A 17121-nucleotide genomic window follows, 5' to 3' on the forward strand; every position below is an offset into this window, starting at 1 on the left:
TCAGTCCATCCAGCCAAGTAGTCGTTGAGATGCCGCAATCCAGTAGTACCGTGCTTGTGCCGGGCAATATCGAATGCATGAAAGCAGGCACCCGGCGACCGGGCGGCCAACCATGTAGGCCACGTAATGCGCGGGGTAACGGTTCAGCCTCAACACCCGGCCAAAGCCGCGGTTGTAGCGGCGACCGCGATTGAATGCCTGCTCGTCCAGAACGGCGAGCGGCTCGGGGTGATGGATCCGAAGGTCCGCTTCGTAACGCACCCGGTGTCCACGCGCCAGAACGCGCAGCAGGTAGTCGACTTCCTCTCCCGATCCCCAGCGCGAATGGGTTCCCACACCGAGTTCGATGTCGAAGTCTCCTGCGGCCTCCACTGCGGCGCGGCGCAAGAAAATCGTGTACGCCGTCGCGCATGTCCAGATGTTGAACCGGTCGACATCCTGCGCGTGGATCGCCCAGCGGCCTTGCGATGGCGTGCCGTCAGCGGCAACGCTATTGCCCGTCAAACCGTCGATGCCGGGATTGGCCGCGAACTGCTCCGCGATGTACTTCAGCGTGCCCGGTTTGTACCAGCAGTCGTCGTCAGGAAATGCCACGATCGACCCCGTCACCGCCCGTAGACCAACATTGAGTGCGCGTGATTTGCCCTTTTCGCACCGCAGATGCACGATAGAAAGCTGATCTTTGTACCGATCGATCACCCTCTCCACACGGTCGTCGAGATTCTGGTCGACGACGATCACTTCGAGATCCGAATAATCCTGGAGCACGATCGAATCGAACAATCGCACGATCTCGTCGCTACGTCCGAGCGTCGCCATGATGAGAGAAAATTTCATAGGAAAGAGCCCCGAATGGAAGACTGGCGGCGAGAAGGCATGACCTCCTGAACCGGCGCGAGGCCGGGTCGCCGGCTCAAGCTTGCGGACATCGCAAACGACACCAGTACGCCAAGGAACAGGTAGGAGGTTTCACTCTCGTGCATGGGATTGACGAGTGACCACGCAGCGAGCGGAATCATCATCAGCGTGGCCCGCCGGCCCAGCCCGAGGCCTGCGAAGAAGACCGCCCACGCGAACAGGCCGAACGGTCCGGCGACCAGCATCAGATCCAGCGGCGAACAGAACACCGCGTTGGTTCCTTCGCCCAGCCCTCTGACGTCCACGGCCGAGTGCGCAAAGTGATACTCGACAAAGCCGAGCCCGTGCCCGAGCCAGTCGTGCGCGAGCAGCTTGACCGACTCGATGAAGGCGAGTCCGCGCTCCTCCTGGAGCTTGACCTGCAACAGGTCACCCGATAATTCGCGCGAGAACTCATACACGTAAAAGGCCGCACCCGTCGCAATCAGCAAGGCCTTTTGCACCATGTATCCACGAACTTGAAGCAGCAACACGATTCCGCACGGAATCAGGACCGTTTTCGATTCGCTGAGCAAAGTCACGGCAAGCCCCAGCGAGAGGAACCACAAAATATCCGGTATGCGCCGCGGCGATTGAAGAAAGCACAGGTAGCTCGCCAGGAAGAATGTGGCGGCGAGCCAGTTGCGTTCCTTGAACGAGCCATGCAGTGCGCCCTGCATAAAGTCGACTTGCTGATACAGCACCGGCACGTTCAGGTATTGCAGGCACACCTGATAAAGCAGAAAGCCCCACAGCACCAAATAGCCATACGGCAGCAACCGCGTCAGATAACGCTGGCCGAAATAACGCCCAATCAGATAGAACGCTGGAAATACGAGCGAGAACTTGATGATCTGCTCGGGCGCCTTGATATGCGAATAGCCAGAGAACCAGGTAAGCGCGAGCGTCACAGAGAGGAACAGGCCATAGCTCCATAGTTCCCAGCCGCTCACCGTAACGCGCCGTTGCACGAGCAGAAGCGGCAGCGCCACCACGGCGAATAGTTGCGCCAACTGTGCGCCGCCAACCTGAACGAACTGGATCGTCAACAGGAAAAGCAGCACGATAAAAACCCAATCCGCGGCGTCGCGTCGTGCGCGGACACGCGGCAACGGTGCACGCGGTCGGCGCGCCGGTTCACGAGGATGTCCGCTCGCGGCCACAGGCCTTAACGGAGGGATGCGCAGGTCAGCGTTCATCGCAGGCTCCCTGCTGCACACGAACACCTCGCGGTATGTCGAGCAACGCATGCGAGGACACGGCGATCCATGTCGATGTAGCGGAAAGAGTACTCATCCCGGCCTCAGACCTCGGTCTCATACGCGTATGCGCCTTCGCCATACGAGCCGTACACGGCCTGACGACGCGGCACATCGTTGAGCACCACACCGCCGATCTGGATGCCGGCATTACGCAGGCGCCGTTCAGCCTCGCGGATCTCCGGCATCGAACTGCGGCCGTGACGCACGCACAGCAGGGTCGTTGCACCGAGCCGGCCGATGGCGGCGGCATCGTGCAATGCCAGGATAGGCGGTGTGTCGACCACGACGATGTCGTAACAACGCGAGGCGGCCTCCAGTACGGCCTTGAAGCGTCCGTCGTTCAGCAATTCCGCCGAGCGCGCCACGACACCTCGCGGCAGCACGTCGACGCCCGCGACCGAGGTACGGTTGACCGCCCGCTCGAGCGACCCGCTCGTAATCGCGTCCGGCAGGCCCGGCGTGGCTGACACACCAAAGTAACGATGCACCTGACCGCGCCGCATATCGGCATCGATCAGCAGCACGCGCTTGCCACCCGAAGCGAACACCGCAGCCAGGTTGGCGCTCAGGAACGACTTGCCGGCGCCGGGCTGGGAACTCGTCACCATGATGACGTTGTTGTCCGCCTGGGCCATCGTGAAATGCAGCGTCGTGCGCAGACTGCGCACTGCGTCGACGGTCAGATCCTCGGGAATATCGAGGGCGAGCACGTGCAAACCTTGATCGTCAGCGCGCTGGCGCCGTGCGATACGCCCCTGCTGACGGCTGTTCGGAATGACCGCATAGACCGGCACACCCAGCGCCTGCTCGAGTTGCTCGGAGTGTTCGACACGTCCCCACACCGCGCGCAGCGAGAACGGCGCAGCAATACCCAGCGCCAGCCCCACGCATAAGGACAGCGCCAGAACGAGAGCCTGCCTCGGTTTCACCGGCTTGACAGGCAACTCGGGCACATCGACGATGCGCACGCTGCCGATCTGGCCTTCCTCGACGACCTTCAGTTGCTGCCCGGTGTTCAGCAGGTTCGTATAAAGTTCTGTATTGACCCGGACCTCGCGCAGCAAACCGAGCCCTTCACGCTCGGTCTGGGGCAGTTTTTCGGCTCTCGCCTTCAGCGCGCCGTCCTGCCCTTCGAGTGCCGACAGGCTCTGCTGCAGCGAAATGACGGCCGGGTGAGTATCGGAGTAACGCGCAACCAGATCGATCTGTTTCTGCTTCAGATCGAGGATGCGGGTCTGCACATCGACTTCCTGGCCGAGCAGCAGACGACCCTGCTCGTCGAGATCGACTGTTCCGGAGCGCTGCCGGAATGCCGTGTAAGCCGCCTCGGCGCGTTCGAGAATGGCGCGCACTTCCGGCATACTGCGCCCGAGCGAGTTCAGCGTCGCATGCGCTTCCTCGTTGCGGTAGTCCTTGTTTTGCTGCACATACGCATGGACCACCGCCGAGAGGATCATTTCGATACGAGACTTATCGTCGCCTTCGAGCGTCACGGAGATGATGCCTGACTGCTTGGCTTTCTCTTCGACGTTGAGCTGGCTTTGAAGCTGCGTCACCGCTTCGAGACGTGGAATGCGCACAAGGCTGAATTGGGTTTCCGGTCGCGCCTCGAGCGTCGTCACATGCAAGGAGATCGGCTGCCGGTGGTACATGCCCGTGGCCTCTTCTCCCGCGCGGCCGTGCAGCACGACCTCATCGTGCTCGTCGGTCAGGACATAACGGCCATCGCCCTGGGCCGTCAGGGTGAACTTCTCCCCCATCAGCCGGCCGTTGTCGGCCTCGCCCTGCGTCCCGCTCAGCATCGTGAAGCGATCGACCTCGATGCGCTCGCCACCCCACGCGAAGTGCGGCAACCCAAAGCGTGCGTCCGCCACTCCGCCGTCTTTGTACATGCGCGCAATCCAGCGACCGATGCCAAGGAAGTAGCGCGGTCCGGCAACGATATTCAGATGCAGACGGTCCACCACCGCATCGATCACCTTACGCGAGCGAACCAGTTCAAGTTCCGCGGCGGCGCTGCTCTGCGTGTCGAGCAAGGCGCCGATGTCGCGAAGCGGCGTCTTGCTGACGTTGCTCGGGTCGTCGACCTGGATAGTCGAATCCACCTGATAAATCGGTGTGCCGAATACGACGTATGCAAGGCCGATCGAGAATGTACACAGCGTGATGGTCAGCACGAGGCGCCAGCGAGTCAGGACGATATCCACGTAACTCGACAGAGGAACATCGTCAGAGGCCGGCTCAGTCACGCGTGAATCCGCGAAATCCATCGTGACTCGTCCGTTGTGTCTTAAGTTGGTATCGTTCATTTCGCCAGCACCACTCCGGTCATCCCAGCGTTGATTGCCGGCAGCAACAATGACAGCACGCGATTGAAGCGAACCAGTCCGTTGCCGTCGACATAGACGACGTCTTTTGGCTGAAGCATGAATTCATTGGCCAACACCATCGCGACCGGCGACTTCGCGTCGAGATGGAAAACGTCCGGCTTACTCGCGCCGTGCCCGCGGATCACGAAGACCTGAGCGGCATCGGCGGTATTGCTGTTGATGCTGCCGGCTTGCGAGAGCGCATCGCCTAGCGACAGCGAACCGTTGCGCAGCGGCAGCGCGAGCGTCGGCCTGGTGACCTCTCCCATCACGTAGACACCGCTATCCTCGCGCGACATCACACGCAGTACGTCACGGTTTTCCAGAACGATGTGCGCGGGATTGATGCCTTTGTCGAGCAGGCTCGTCAGACTGAGTACGTAGCGCGCCGATCCGCGCATGAGTTCGATACGGCTGCTGTCCGCCGTGGGTTGCAGGCCGCCGGCGCGGTCGACCGCGTCGACCAGGGTCATCGGCACGTCGTTAATCGGCTGAATACCTGGGCTGCGTACTTCGCCCTCGACATAGACCTGCTGGCTGCGAAACGACGCAATGCGAACCGTCACCTGCGGATTGTGAAATGCTGTCAGCGCGCGGGTCACCGCTACTTGCGCGTCGGCGGGCGTCATATCGCTCACGTGAATCGATCCCGCGTATGGAAACTGTACGTTTCCCTTCTGGTCGACCACGAAACCGCTCGCAGGGTCGCTGGCGCGCGGCGCACCGCCTGTTTGACCAGCCGGATTGGCCGCGGCCAGCTCCGGATGGTCCCACAGGGTGATTTGCAGGACATCGCCCGGGCCGATACGGTACGCGGCGTTCTGGTTTGCGGCGGCAAGCAGTTCGGCGCTTCGCAACGAGGTGCTCCCATCGAACTCGCGCATGCGGTTGACGAGATCGACGTCGACTTCCTGAATGGGTACGTTCAGCGCCTGGGCCGGCGCGCCATCACGCGGAGCCGACAGCGGCAGGGTCTGTTTGTCAGTCATGCGCATCCCCGGCGATGCCGCGCACGCAGCCAGTGACAGACAGAACCCCGCAAGCGAGAGACGGCGCCATAGCGGCGACTGAAACCTGACTAGCTCGTTGTTTGGCCGAATATTCATTTTTTTCCTTGCATTGTTGTTTCTCTTCGACTGCTGCCGCTAGGAGTGAATGCTCACGTTATTCGGTATCCTTATGATTAAAAGTCACTATGGGTGAGAGAAATCGTCATGCCTCGCTACTCAATGGGGTGACGCTGTCCAAGGCGAACCCGCCCACGGCGAATTGTTCCAAGGTGGCGCGGTCTCTGCCAGATCGCGTGCTTTTGCTGCAAAATCGCTGCCTACCAAGCTTGCGTGCCCGGACGAGCCGTGGCGCCGCGCAACCTGCCGCGACGATTTCGCGCCGGGAGTCATCAAGCTGCGCTCTGTCGGGAGCAACGCGTAATCGTCGCGCCAGGCGGACTGGCTGCTTCCCATCGAAGGCACGAGAGGCAGTACGGACGTGCCCTTGACTCCCGCACTTGACGTTGCGCCTGCCCACCGCGAGCTTGGACCCGATTGCCTGGTCTGATCAGCGACGCCCGCCTGAACCGTCGCTGAAGCAATGGCGATAAGCAGCGACACCACTGCCCGGTTGCGCATGAGCCGATCCATTTTCAATTCACCGCTCCGCGCGTTTCGGTTACGCCCACGCGGGCCACCCAGTGTTCGAGCGCATGTTCGATGTGCTGTGCGACCATCTCGAACACCGCTTCCGGTTTGCCGAACGGATCGGGAATGTCCTGCTTCGTCGTTTGATCGAGTTGAAACACGCGGCCTCGAGCAAACGGATAGCGACGCTCCAATTCCCGGCATTGCGCATTCGTCATCGCGAGAATCAACGCGGATTCACGCACGTGACCCAAATGAACTTGCTGTGCCACATGACCGCCGAGAGCGATACCGCGCCGGGTCATCACGTCGATGGCAAGGCGTGCTGCGGGCCGTCCCGCGAGCGCCACCAAACCCGCGGAGCGCACCGCCAGATTCGGTACTGCCCGCGACAGCAGCGCACCGGCCATCGGACTGCGGCAGACGTTGCCGTCGCAGATAATCAGAGCCTGTTCGATCATGTGCGTGGTAGATCCGAGTTCATTTGAACAAGACCACGGACTATCGTCGTGAACACGTTTTGCATATCGCGTACGCTTGCGCACATCGATTGAAAACCGAACATCGTCCCTCTCCCCGGAGTAAGCATCACCGCGTGAACTGATCAGACGCGGCCGTAGGTATCGTCGAAGCGGACGATGTCGTCTTCGCCGAGATAGCTTCCGGACTGCACCTCAATCATCTCGAGCGGCAACCGGCCGGGGTTTTCAAGTCGATGCGTCACGCCGACGGGGATATAGGTCGACTCGTTCTCGCTGAGCAAAAAGCGCTCGTCGCCGCGCGTGACCATGGCGGTGCCACGCACGACGGTCCAGTGCTCGGCGCGGTGGTGATGCATCTGCAACGAGAGGCTCGCGCCCGGATCCACCAGGATCCGCTTGACCTGAAAGCGCTCGCCCCGGTCGATCGAGTCATACCAGCCCCACGGGCGGCGCACCAGCCGATGCGACGTAGCTTCCGGCGCTCGCGAAGACGCGATCCGGCCGACTACGGATTTGACTGCCTGAACATGCGCACGATCGACCACCAACACGGCATCGGCGGTCTCGACCACGGCCACATTCGTCACGCCGACACACGCTACAAGACGACCCTCCGAGTGCGCGTAGCATCCCGTGGCACCTTCGAACATGACGCGGCCGCGTCCCGCGTTACCGTCCGTGTCCTTATCGAGTGCTTCCCACACGGCGCTCCACGAGCCGAGATCTGACCAGCCCGCATCGAGGGGAACGGCGAGCGCGACCGGCGCTTCCGGCCAGTCGGCGAGCTTCTCCATCACCGCGTAGTCGATCGAGTCGCTCGGGCAAGCATCGAACGCATCGCGCGCGGGGCGAAAACATGTGCCTTCACGCGTGCCTGCCGTCACGGAACGCTCGCAAGCCGAGTGGATGTCCGGGGCGAACTGCGCGATTGCAGCGAGCCACACGCTCGCTCGCACCACGTAAATGCCGCTGTTCCAGAGATAGTTGCCGGCCTCGATATATTGCGAGGCGATTTCCGGAGCCGGCTTCTCGACGAAGCCGTCGAGCCGCATGCCGCCTTCCACGCCTTCTGCTCGCACCGATTCGCCCAACCGCAGATAGCCGAAGCCGGGATCCGCGCGGCTCGGCACGATCCCTAGCGTCGCGACGCAACCGAGCTGCGCGTAAGCGATCGCGAGATCGAGTGCACGATGGAACGACTCGACGTTGTCGATGGTGTGATCAGCGGGCATTACGACGAGTACGGCATCCCCGTGCTCAACGCGCACCAACTCGGCGGCGATGGAAAGCGCGGGTGCCGTGTCACGTCGAGCGGGCTCGAGTACGATCGAGGCTTGCAGTCCGCTCAGCGTCAATTGGCGAGTTGTAACGTGACGATGCTCTTCGCCACAGACCACGAGCGGTGTTGCAACCGTCCGCTTGGCGGCGATGGCCGAGGCGCGGCGCAAGGTTGCGGCGAGCAGCGTCTCATCGCCGATCACGCTCGCTAATTGCTTCGGATGGTGTTCGCGCGAAATCGGCCAAAGGCGCGTTCCCGCCCCTCCGGCGAGCACCACTGGCACGACTGTCGTCACCCCGCGATCCAGCGATTCCTGAACGTGCGCGCCGGAGAACAACCGAGCGAGATCACTCGTGACATCATTTTTTGTATTCATCGTTCACAACCCCCGGAACCATAATCCGACAACACTTGGAGAAAGCGCATCGAGACGCTTTTCTTTTTCTGAATTCGAGCCGAATCCGCTGCACTCCCTCACACTCGAACGACGTCGAAGTTGCTTGGGTTGGTCTGGACAGTGGATCTGGGCAGCGCCTCTCTCAGACAGACGCTTATCGCACGTGTATAAATGCAAGCTCCATGCCAACGCATCGGCAGCGCGAGTCAGTTCGTTTAACGTTGCTAACGAGAACGATAGTGCCGGTTGAGAGCCTGATTCGGAGGGGCTTTACAGTGCTTGACACGATGCAGGCGCCGCGCTCTGACGTCCTAAGACATCCGGCATCAAAGCGGCCCGAGAGAAAACGTGACGTAACACCGGGGTAACGCGCACGGCGCTGTAACGTGACACGGCATTGCCCGAAGCAATCGGCAAGCCGGCACGACCGGATTGGCATGGGTGCCGAACGGCGAGTGTGTATTTGACGGGAGGCCGCGCAGTCGTCGCGTTTAAAAAGGGGACTGTTTTAAACCGCGGCACACTCGCTCAATCGATACGCTGTCTCCAACGGAAGATGTCCATCGTTTGCGCTTCGTCGAGGATCTGGCGGGCAGCGTCCGATTGTTGCTGGGTGTACCACGCTTCCGTCACGAGCGGCGCGACGTATTGCCGGTAATGAGCGACATGGACAGGCAGGTAGATCAACGATGTCAGCCAGTACAGCATCGCGCATCCAGCGAGTACTCCGCTCAGCGAGACACGACCGGGATGACGCTGGGTGAATTGTGCCGCGGACAATGCGACGACACTGCAAGCGTATAGACATGAGATCAGCTTGTAACGCACGGGCACCCAATCGTCGACACTCGCACTCACGCGAACGACTGTGATGGCGAGAAAAGCAGCCAGCAGAAAGAGCATGAATGCGGCGAGCGCCGGGCGTTCAGCTAATGCGCCCTCGCGAACCAGCCGGTAATGCACCCACACCAACCCGATGCCCGTGAAAAAAGGAATCGCCACGAACGCGACTGGCAAATGCATTGCGCGATTGTTCAACATGGCAAGCGAGCCGATCTGAACGAACAGATAGACAACCCGAAGCGGTATCGAGGTGTGCGCGCCGAGACTTGCATCGGCGGGTGGGGACAGCATGGGCGACATGGTCGCGTGCAAATCGTAGTGCCTGAAATACAGTCCGATCACGATCGCACTGGAGACAGCGGCCCATGCCGCGCGACGCCAGTCGCGCTGACGCAGCAAAAACACCGTGGCCAGCGGCAGGCCGATGAGTCCGTTAGCCTGCGAAGCCGCACTCGCGAGCAGCGCGGCAAACCCCGCCCAGGTTCGCCCGGAGAACAGCGCCCAGAAACCGAGGATCGCGAAGGCATAGACACCGACATTGGACACGGCAGCCATCGGAAAAGACAGCAGGCGAAAAAAAGAGAAGTTGAATAGCAGGCAAGCAATAATGAGGACGCTCGCTGCGGCACTTCGACCAAGATGACGTGCGTTGTCCGGAGCGTCTATGGATGCCTTGATGGAACCCGCAGCCAGCAGCAAAAGAAGATTGCCAAAGAGGTTGAGTCCCCAGAAGGAGACATGCCCCAGCAGCATCCAACTGGCGACGGCGCTCAGATGGGTCGTAATGACGCGATGCTGATTGTTTTGGCTGATCAGCACCGCGATCCAGTCCGATACGCCGGGCCGCCTTGCCAGATTGACCACGGGCTCCAAGATTGAAAAGAAGTCGTCAAAGTACGGGCCGTTTGGGCAGAAAGCGGCCACCACTGCGTAATAGACAATTACGACGCATCCGGCGAGCATTGCAGACGCCGTCAGCTTAGGTGCGCGCTTCGCGGCCATACGGATCGAGCCAATGCTCGTACTTCGCAAATCCATGGTTATCATCCATCTGTTTGGCGTTATAGACTCGCCACGCGCCCTACCGGCCGAACGCATCCGGACCCGCTGCGGATCCGGACTGCACGCAAGGTCTTTCCCCGCGGTTTCGCGGCAATCTGCTTACTGCGACGAACTTCCCGTGCCGCCTGTCGCCCCGTTGCTCCCGCCCGAAAGAGGTGCCAACGCCCCAGCCGCCAACGCTGCAGCTGCCAGCGATGCAGCCGGTTGTCCATCACTCGTGATTGCCCCGGCTGCGAGCAACGTTTCTAGATCCGCGTCCGCACCCGGCGCGCCGGGCGTGAAAGAAACTGTCAGGAACGAAGATGAGGAAAGCGTTATTCCGTACAGCTTCTGGATCAGCGCGGCAACCGCAGACTCAGCATTCGCGATCACCGCACTATTCGTCAGTGCATTCTGGATCGACGCGTTGGTCGAGATGCCCGCAAGCAACCCGTTCACGTTCGTCCCCAGTTGGCCTGCGAGATAGCTCAACAGCAATTGCGTCAATGGCGTCACGTTGAACGTTCCCGCGCCGGCCGCAAACGAGTTGATCTTGATTGCGCCGTTAGTCGCAGAAATGGCGCAAGGCCCGTCGAACGCAAACGTTGCCGAATACGCTCCATTGGAATTCGCCGTCGCGCTCCCTGATCCATTCTTGCAGGTCAGCGTCACGCTCGCGTTAGCGAGTGCCGCGCCGACAGCGGCTGTGCCGCTTACCGTCGCACCCGGCGCATTGCCGCTATCGTGGCCGCCTCCGCACGCGACCAGCGCACTAGTCGCAAGCATCATCGATGCGAACTGCAGCGTGCGCAGCGTGGCGCCGTTAAGAAGCTTCATCGCTATCTCCAAAGAAGATCATTCACAATTGACTGGCACAACTACCGGTGCATCGCTAACGCCTTTCAACCCGTTCCCGTAGGTATCGCGACAAAGTGCGATGCGCGTCGAAAGAACCCTTGCGTCCGCCTGAGGTTGCGTTCTATTCGCGTCGCCATCACGCCGCCCATACCGCAAATACGCATCTCGCATCCGATAAAGCTGCATGGAGAAGTACTCTCCACTAAAGCGCCCTTGATTCAACAAGAACTGCTGCGTGCTATACGGGAAGCTCATGCTCTCTGCCCCGTTCGCCGACAGATAATTCGTCGATCCAACCCGCGTACGGAAATCCAGTTCGAACTGCCCCGTCCCGTCCACCTGACTAATCCCCGGCTTCATGCCCTGCCGCAGCGTGAGCGGAAAGCTCACCGCAGCGCCCACAAACGTGCCTTGCCCGCTATGCTCGCCGTGCACGCTGACGGACACGTCGTCGAACCAGCGCGTGAACGTCGCGACCGGACCTTTGTCCCCACCGACAAAGCGCGCGACGCCTGCCTCGATCCACAGCTTCCACGACGGCTGCACCCAGCGGTACGTCAGTTGCGCGTTCTTCTCACTCAGCAAGGTGTCGTGGCCGGATTCACGATGCAAATAAGCGAGGCGCAAACGGATCAAGTCAGGCCGACCGGGCACGGACACAGTCGTTTCGTTTTGCACGCCGACATACGAGTAGTCGAACTTGCCCACCGACGCCACGTTGAAAACCCCCGGCATGATCCAGAAGCTCTGCGCCAACGCAACCGCATTCAGCCCTCCACGCAAGCGGTAGTCGCTAAAGACATGACCCTCATCCATATTCTTCGTGTTGTAGAGCGGCGCGATATAGCTCGCGTATAACTCCGCACCGCGCCAGAGTGGGACAAATCCCTCGATGTTGGCACCGAGAGATACATCAAAAACGCCGTACTCAGTACCGTACAGATAGCTCACTATCGGTTCGATCTGAATGCGCGTCAGCCCATGCGTGTGCTCATTGCCATGCCACGCAATAGAGTCCGGGTCATATGTCGGCCGCGTGCTCATGGTCAGCGAGGCGCTGGCGGCTGATGCCGCACCGCCTGCAATGAACTGCGCAAACGCGGCCCGATCGACAACGACTTCGCCCAACGGCTCATTCGCCTTCTTGATGACCACGTGAATCTTCTCTGTGCCGTGCGGCGCATTCACGCTTGCCACACCGAGCGCGATGCCAATCGCGTCGACCTCGTTCTGGTTGTAACGATGGTTTTCATATTCGACGACCAGGTCACGCCCACTCACGCCGACACGTACACGCTCCAGACCGGCTGCAAAAAGTTGCGCGGCAATTTCGTCGAGTGCGGATGTATCGAGCGCATCCGGCATGGCAGGAGCCGGCGAATCCAACGATCTGGCGGGCGCGATTTCACTCAGCATTACCGACGCATACGACTGCAGTGGCGGCACGTACGCGATCGGCGCACCGGCAAGAGCGTTCACGCTGCTTGCCGAGTTCCGCACGTCGATCGGCCTTAGACTTGCGAGCCTGATCGACACTTGCTCGTCATCCTCTGCCGCTTGCACCGGCAACGCTTGCGGCCCCTCGCACAATCCATCGGTACAACGCTGCGCGCTAAAGCGCTTGCCCAGCGGAATCTGAATACCCACGGAAAACGACGTGCGCGGCGAAACGCCGGTTGTCGAACGGATCGAGCGCATCAGTGTGCCGATCACGTTTGCATCGGCGAGCCAGCTAATTCGAGGCGACTGGTAACGGACGCCCGCGTAAGGCGTTCTCGAATCGTCTTCCGCCAACAGCGACAAGCCGGTATTCCAGAGCGATAACTGCGCACCGCCGAAAAATCCGTCAAGCCGATCTCCTTGTCCATAACCGGCAGTCAACGTCACCGGTCCAAACGCCTGTGACACCACGCCGTATTTCGAGCGGAAAAAATGCGTCTGTCCGCCTATGTCCGTCAAACCGAATGCGATGCTCGGCTGATATTTAAAGAACTTCGGCACTTCGATTTTTATGTCACCGATCAAGTGACGAAAAAAAAAGTGGTCCGCATTCGTAAAGGGCGCGTGAACATTGCCCGGATAATTCGCAAGCCCGCCGGAAAGCTCGACATACGGCAACATCCCGACGGCGCCCCAATACATCTGCGCGTCCGTCGCCTGTTTCCCGTAGCGCGGATCGATATAGTTGTTGTACTGCACTTCCACCGTACCTTCCGGCAATGCAAACGCATACGGAATGGCGAGCCCACCCGCCTGACCCAACGCGTTTAGCGCGGGTTCCACAGCGAATGCAGAGGCCGGGAATGTCAGGGAAACTGCCAAGGCCACTGCTCTCCGAGCCGATAGTGGTGTTTGTCCGCGCAATGTCGTGGCCATGTTTTGTTGTTGTGGGTCCGTCAATACGCGTTGCTATGGACGAAGCCCTTCGCAATCGTCGCGACGACAATCCTCATGTCGAGGCCGAATGACCAGTTACGCAGGTAATACAGATCGTGTTCGACGCGCCCTTGCATCTTCTCGATCTGATCCGTTTCCCCGCGGAATCCGTTGATCTGCGCCCATCCAGTGATGCCCGGCTTGATGCGGTAACGGTGGATATATCCGTTGACCACTTTCTGGTAGAGCTCGTCGTGTTCGAGCGCATGCGGCCGCGGGCCGACGACCGACATGTGGCCGCACAGCACATTGAAGAACTGCGGAAGCTCGTCGAGACTCGTACGCCTAAGAAATGCTCCGACTCGCGTAATACGCGGATCGCCTTTCGTGGCCTGCTTGATGACCCCGGATTCAACAGCATGGGCGCGCATCGAACGAAACTTGTAGATCCTGAAGATGCGTCCGTCCGCACCCTTGCGCTTCTGCGTGAAAAACACCGGTCCGCGCGACGACAACTTGACGGCGGCCGCGATGGTAATCAGCAAAGGAGCGAGTGCAATAAGCGCCAGTGCGGCGAATGCGCGATCGAATATCTCCTTCTTCAACAAGGCGCGTGCCGGCACTGGCGATGCCACCAGATTGATCGCGGGCATACCGATCAAATCGATCACATCGCTGTCGAAAAGCGCGACGCTGCGCATGTCCGGCACGAAGCGCACGTTCACGAGATCGTCGCGGAACTCACTCACGAAACGCGAGATGACCTGCTCTTCCGACAATGGCAGTGCGAGCCACAGTTCCTGCACGCCCTGGGATCTGACGTAGGCAGCAAATTTATTTACGTCGTCAAAAACCGGCACTCCTGATCCGACAATGCCCATAACCGGCCGCAGATCGAATGCCACTACCGCGCGAAAGCCGCTGGCCGACGCGCTTTCGATATTGCGTACCACCTGCTGACAATGCGCGCCACATCCGACCACAGCGACCCGGCGCAGATTGAGTCCGGCATGCCGGACGCGTTCCAGCACGATACGCACGGCCACGCGCGAAACGATCAGCGCGCCGCCACTCAGCGCGGTCCAATACGCGAACCAGAGACGGGACACATAATCCGTACGATGCAGCGAGAACATCAGCACGAGCCCGCTGCCCTGAACAATGAGCCAGGCAAACGACACCTGTCCCACCAACCGCAACATGGCACGTCCACGCCATGAGCCATAAACGCCGAGCACTGGAAAAAGAACCAGCGTAAAAGCCGCTGCAAACGTTACGAACGCGCTGTCAATTCGATTCTGCGCAAGATCCCCAAACCTCACTTGCGCCGCAGCCAATGCGCCCGACACGACAAGCATCACGTCGAGCAAACGCGCAATCGGGCTCTGCAACCCCGATATCGCCCCTATCTGCGGTCTAAAGTTTGCCGTGTCCATTTTTACCCCCACGCTGGTCTCTCGCGCCAAACGTTTATGTAGAGCTGTTGAACCTGTGTCGGCTTCAACAGTTCTTATCTCGTGTTTCCATCACCTCGTTATTCGCGACAACAACACCCCGGCGCGAAAACCTGTTTTTGCTCATCCAGTCGCAAGACATGCCGGCCTGATGAACACAACAAATGGGCGATCTTTTTTCGACATGCCACGCGTGTCCAACTCACATGGGCACCGCAGCCACTATGTCGACACAGCGCGATCTTGGCGGAAGATCGCGCTGCGTTGAGAAGACTGGCCTGATGCCCCCCGACCAGGCCGGTCGTTTGAAACGGCGTCCACTGCTACATATGTTTATGCTTCTACGTCTTGTGCTATTTGCGCAGCGCGCCACCTTTAAAGCACCAAGCGTGCCAATCATTTTCATTCTTGCGGACGTCAGCTTGTATGCTGCCGAGAGGTGCTTGCCAGCGTGGTCGGCGAGAAAAACCCGGAGTAGCGAACTGCCTGCGGACCCTGACTCCATCGCAGCGGACCATCCGCGTTACGTAACGTCGCGGTTCGTTGTCACGGCTCGCGACGTAGCGCGAGCATGCTGGCCAACCCGGCTTGCGGACGCGGGAACAGAGTTCCCTGTGCCAACGCGTCAGGCCATCGGCTCAGCCACTGGAGTTGTTCTTTGGTATCGACACCGCTCACCACGACTCGCACATCGAGTGCGTGAAGCAGATCCATGAGCGCCGTCATCACAGTGCCTGCACGCGCGTCACGTGGCACTGTCGCCATCAACTCACGCGCGATCGTGACGGTATCCACATCGAGGCCGCCGAGCAGCGCCATCGACGAGCCACCATTGCCCCAGTTGCCGAGCGTGATGCTGACACCGACATCCCGAAGACTCGCAGTCAACGTGCGTAGAGAGAGCAGTTTTGCCGCTTCAGCGCTGTCTGAAACTTCAATTTCAAACAGCCGGGACGGCACGTCGTAAGAGTCGGCCACGCGCGATCTCGTCCGCGAACGATTCGTGCAGCGCCACGTGCGCCGGCATCGCGATCGCGACCGGCTGCAACGGTAGGTTCGCAACGAGACAGCCGTGTAGCTCGCGGCATACTCCAGCCACGACGAACGAAGCCATTTCCAAGGCGGCCTGCGGATGGTCGAGCGCCGTCATGAAGAGACCCGGAAGCAGCACGCCGTAATCCGGATGCTTCCAGCGAACCTGCGCTTCCAGTCGCGCCAACGTCCCGCTGGCGGCTCGATAAGCGCCCTGAAACACGAGATGAAATTCACCCGCGCTCAATCCCCGCCGGATTCGGCTTTCGAATTCACTCAGTTCCACAGAAGCGCTGCCGGCATCATCCGGGCGGCTTTGAGCGAGGCGTACGTCACGTTTCGTAAGCGTGAGCGGTTCAGGTTCTGCATAGTCGAACGTGTGCATGACGGATTTGTCTTTTAATCCCGGCACTGTATGCACATGCCGTGCCAGGCGATTCGACCAGTGTTTGGGAAAACTGGATGAATTGCCGGAAACGCCCGTCACGCGCCGCATTGCGCGTATCCGATGCCACTTTCGCGAAGCATCATTTTTCTTTGCCAAACGTTTGCGAATCCCGACGCGTTACGTAGCGTTCCACAGCACGTTACGTTGCATCGCACGTCCACGTGACCGTGAAGAACGAACGCGAATACCTTTGACTATTTCTCGGGCGACGGATCAGGCAAGGAGCAATTAACGGCGCCGAAACACGGAACAATCTACCGCGATGCGCCGCAACAAGACAATTTGACCGCTCAAAAAAGATTTACTAGTATCGGCACAAATGCGGCAGACAACCCTGCGCATTCCTCACACTGTGTTCCGGGGCGGCCAATGCTACAAATCCCTCTCTCTGACGACGATTGGGCTCGCGTCCAGAGTCTCTTTCCCGATCTTCGGTCCACTCGCGGGCGGCCTCGCCGCAGCGATCGCGAGATTCTCAACGCGATACTCTGGGTTCAGCAAAAAAAAGAGAAATGGCACAGGCTTCCGGCCAATTTTCCGCCGCAGCAGACTTGTTATCTTCGGTACATGACCTGGAAGAAAACGGGAGTGCTGGACCAGGTGAATAAACTTCTTCCAATGTGCGGCCAGGAGTGGTCGAGCTGCTGACCGGCATTGACGATTTGTTTCGCATGCCGTAGCAATCGGACGCGAACCAATGCGTAGGAGTTCGCATCTGTCGCCGTGCACACATAGCACGCGGGTTG

11 protein-coding genes and 1 pseudogene are annotated in these 17121 nt (G+C 60.0%); 1 reads left to right on the forward strand and 11 read right to left on the reverse strand.

Annotated features, from left to right (window positions below; genetic code table 11):
* From PDMSB3_RS33655 to PDMSB3_RS33705, 11 genes and pseudogenes are all read right to left on the reverse strand, one after another.
* On the reverse strand, positions 1-837 hold the full coding sequence (locus tag PDMSB3_RS33655; RefSeq protein ID WP_165189264.1) for a glycosyltransferase: 837 nt from the start codon (positions 835-837) through the stop codon (positions 1-3).
* Positions 834-2096 (reverse strand): hypothetical protein, encoded by a 1263-nt coding sequence (locus PDMSB3_RS33660; RefSeq protein WP_165189267.1) that lies wholly within the window; start codon positions 2094-2096, stop codon positions 834-836. Before PDMSB3_RS33660 ends, PDMSB3_RS33655 begins: the two co-directional genes overlap by 4 nt.
* A 104-nt stretch (positions 2097-2200) precedes the next feature.
* Positions 2201-4468, reverse strand: a complete 2268-nt coding sequence (locus PDMSB3_RS33665) for a polysaccharide biosynthesis tyrosine autokinase (protein ID WP_232064390.1) — start codon at positions 4466-4468, stop codon at positions 2201-2203.
* Positions 4465-5517: a polysaccharide biosynthesis/export family protein gene (locus PDMSB3_RS33670; protein WP_232064391.1), complete on the reverse strand. Its 1053-nt coding sequence runs from the start codon at positions 5515-5517 to the stop codon at positions 4465-4467. Before PDMSB3_RS33670 ends, PDMSB3_RS33665 begins: the two co-directional genes overlap by 4 nt.
* Positions 5518-6170: 653 nt before the next feature.
* Positions 6171-6626 carry an arsenate reductase/protein-tyrosine-phosphatase family protein gene (locus tag PDMSB3_RS33675; RefSeq protein WP_165189272.1) on the reverse strand — a complete coding sequence of 152 codons (456 nt, stop codon included), beginning with the start codon at positions 6624-6626 and terminating at the stop codon, positions 6171-6173.
* A gap of 143 nt (positions 6627-6769) precedes the next feature.
* Positions 6770-8302, reverse strand: a complete 1533-nt coding sequence (locus PDMSB3_RS33680) for a mannose-1-phosphate guanylyltransferase/mannose-6-phosphate isomerase (RefSeq protein WP_165189275.1) — start codon at positions 8300-8302, stop codon at positions 6770-6772.
* A 549-nt stretch (positions 8303-8851) separates the two neighbouring features.
* Positions 8852-10168, reverse strand: coding sequence for a hypothetical protein (locus PDMSB3_RS33685; RefSeq protein ID WP_165189278.1), 1317 nt, complete (start codon positions 10166-10168; stop codon positions 8852-8854).
* Between the two features lie 159 nt (positions 10169-10327).
* Positions 10328-11044 (reverse strand): carboxypeptidase regulatory-like domain-containing protein, encoded by a 717-nt coding sequence (locus tag PDMSB3_RS33690; protein WP_165189281.1) that lies wholly within the window; start codon positions 11042-11044, stop codon positions 10328-10330.
* An 18-nt stretch (positions 11045-11062) separates the two neighbouring features.
* Positions 11063-13441, reverse strand: a complete 2379-nt coding sequence (locus PDMSB3_RS33695) for a YjbH domain-containing protein (protein ID WP_165189284.1) — start codon at positions 13439-13441, stop codon at positions 11063-11065.
* Positions 13442-13461: 20 nt separating this feature from the next.
* Positions 13462-14841 carry an undecaprenyl-phosphate glucose phosphotransferase gene (locus tag PDMSB3_RS33700; protein ID WP_165189721.1) on the reverse strand — a complete coding sequence of 460 codons (1380 nt, stop codon included), beginning with the start codon at positions 14839-14841 and terminating at the stop codon, positions 13462-13464.
* 600 nt (positions 14842-15441) lie between these two features.
* Positions 15442-16423, reverse strand: a pseudogene (locus tag PDMSB3_RS33705) (EAL domain-containing protein).
* 321 nt (positions 16424-16744) lie between these two features.
* Between PDMSB3_RS33705 and PDMSB3_RS38500 the strand changes: the two are divergent.
* Positions 16745-17023, forward strand: a complete 279-nt coding sequence (locus PDMSB3_RS38500; RefSeq protein WP_165189287.1) for a transposase — start codon at positions 16745-16747, stop codon at positions 17021-17023.
* The last annotated feature ends 98 nt before the right edge of the window (positions 17024-17121 follow it).

Origin of the sequence: Paraburkholderia dioscoreae, assembly GCF_902459535.1 — a bacterium.
Classification (GTDB): Bacteria; Pseudomonadota; Gammaproteobacteria; order Burkholderiales; family Burkholderiaceae; genus Paraburkholderia; species Paraburkholderia dioscoreae.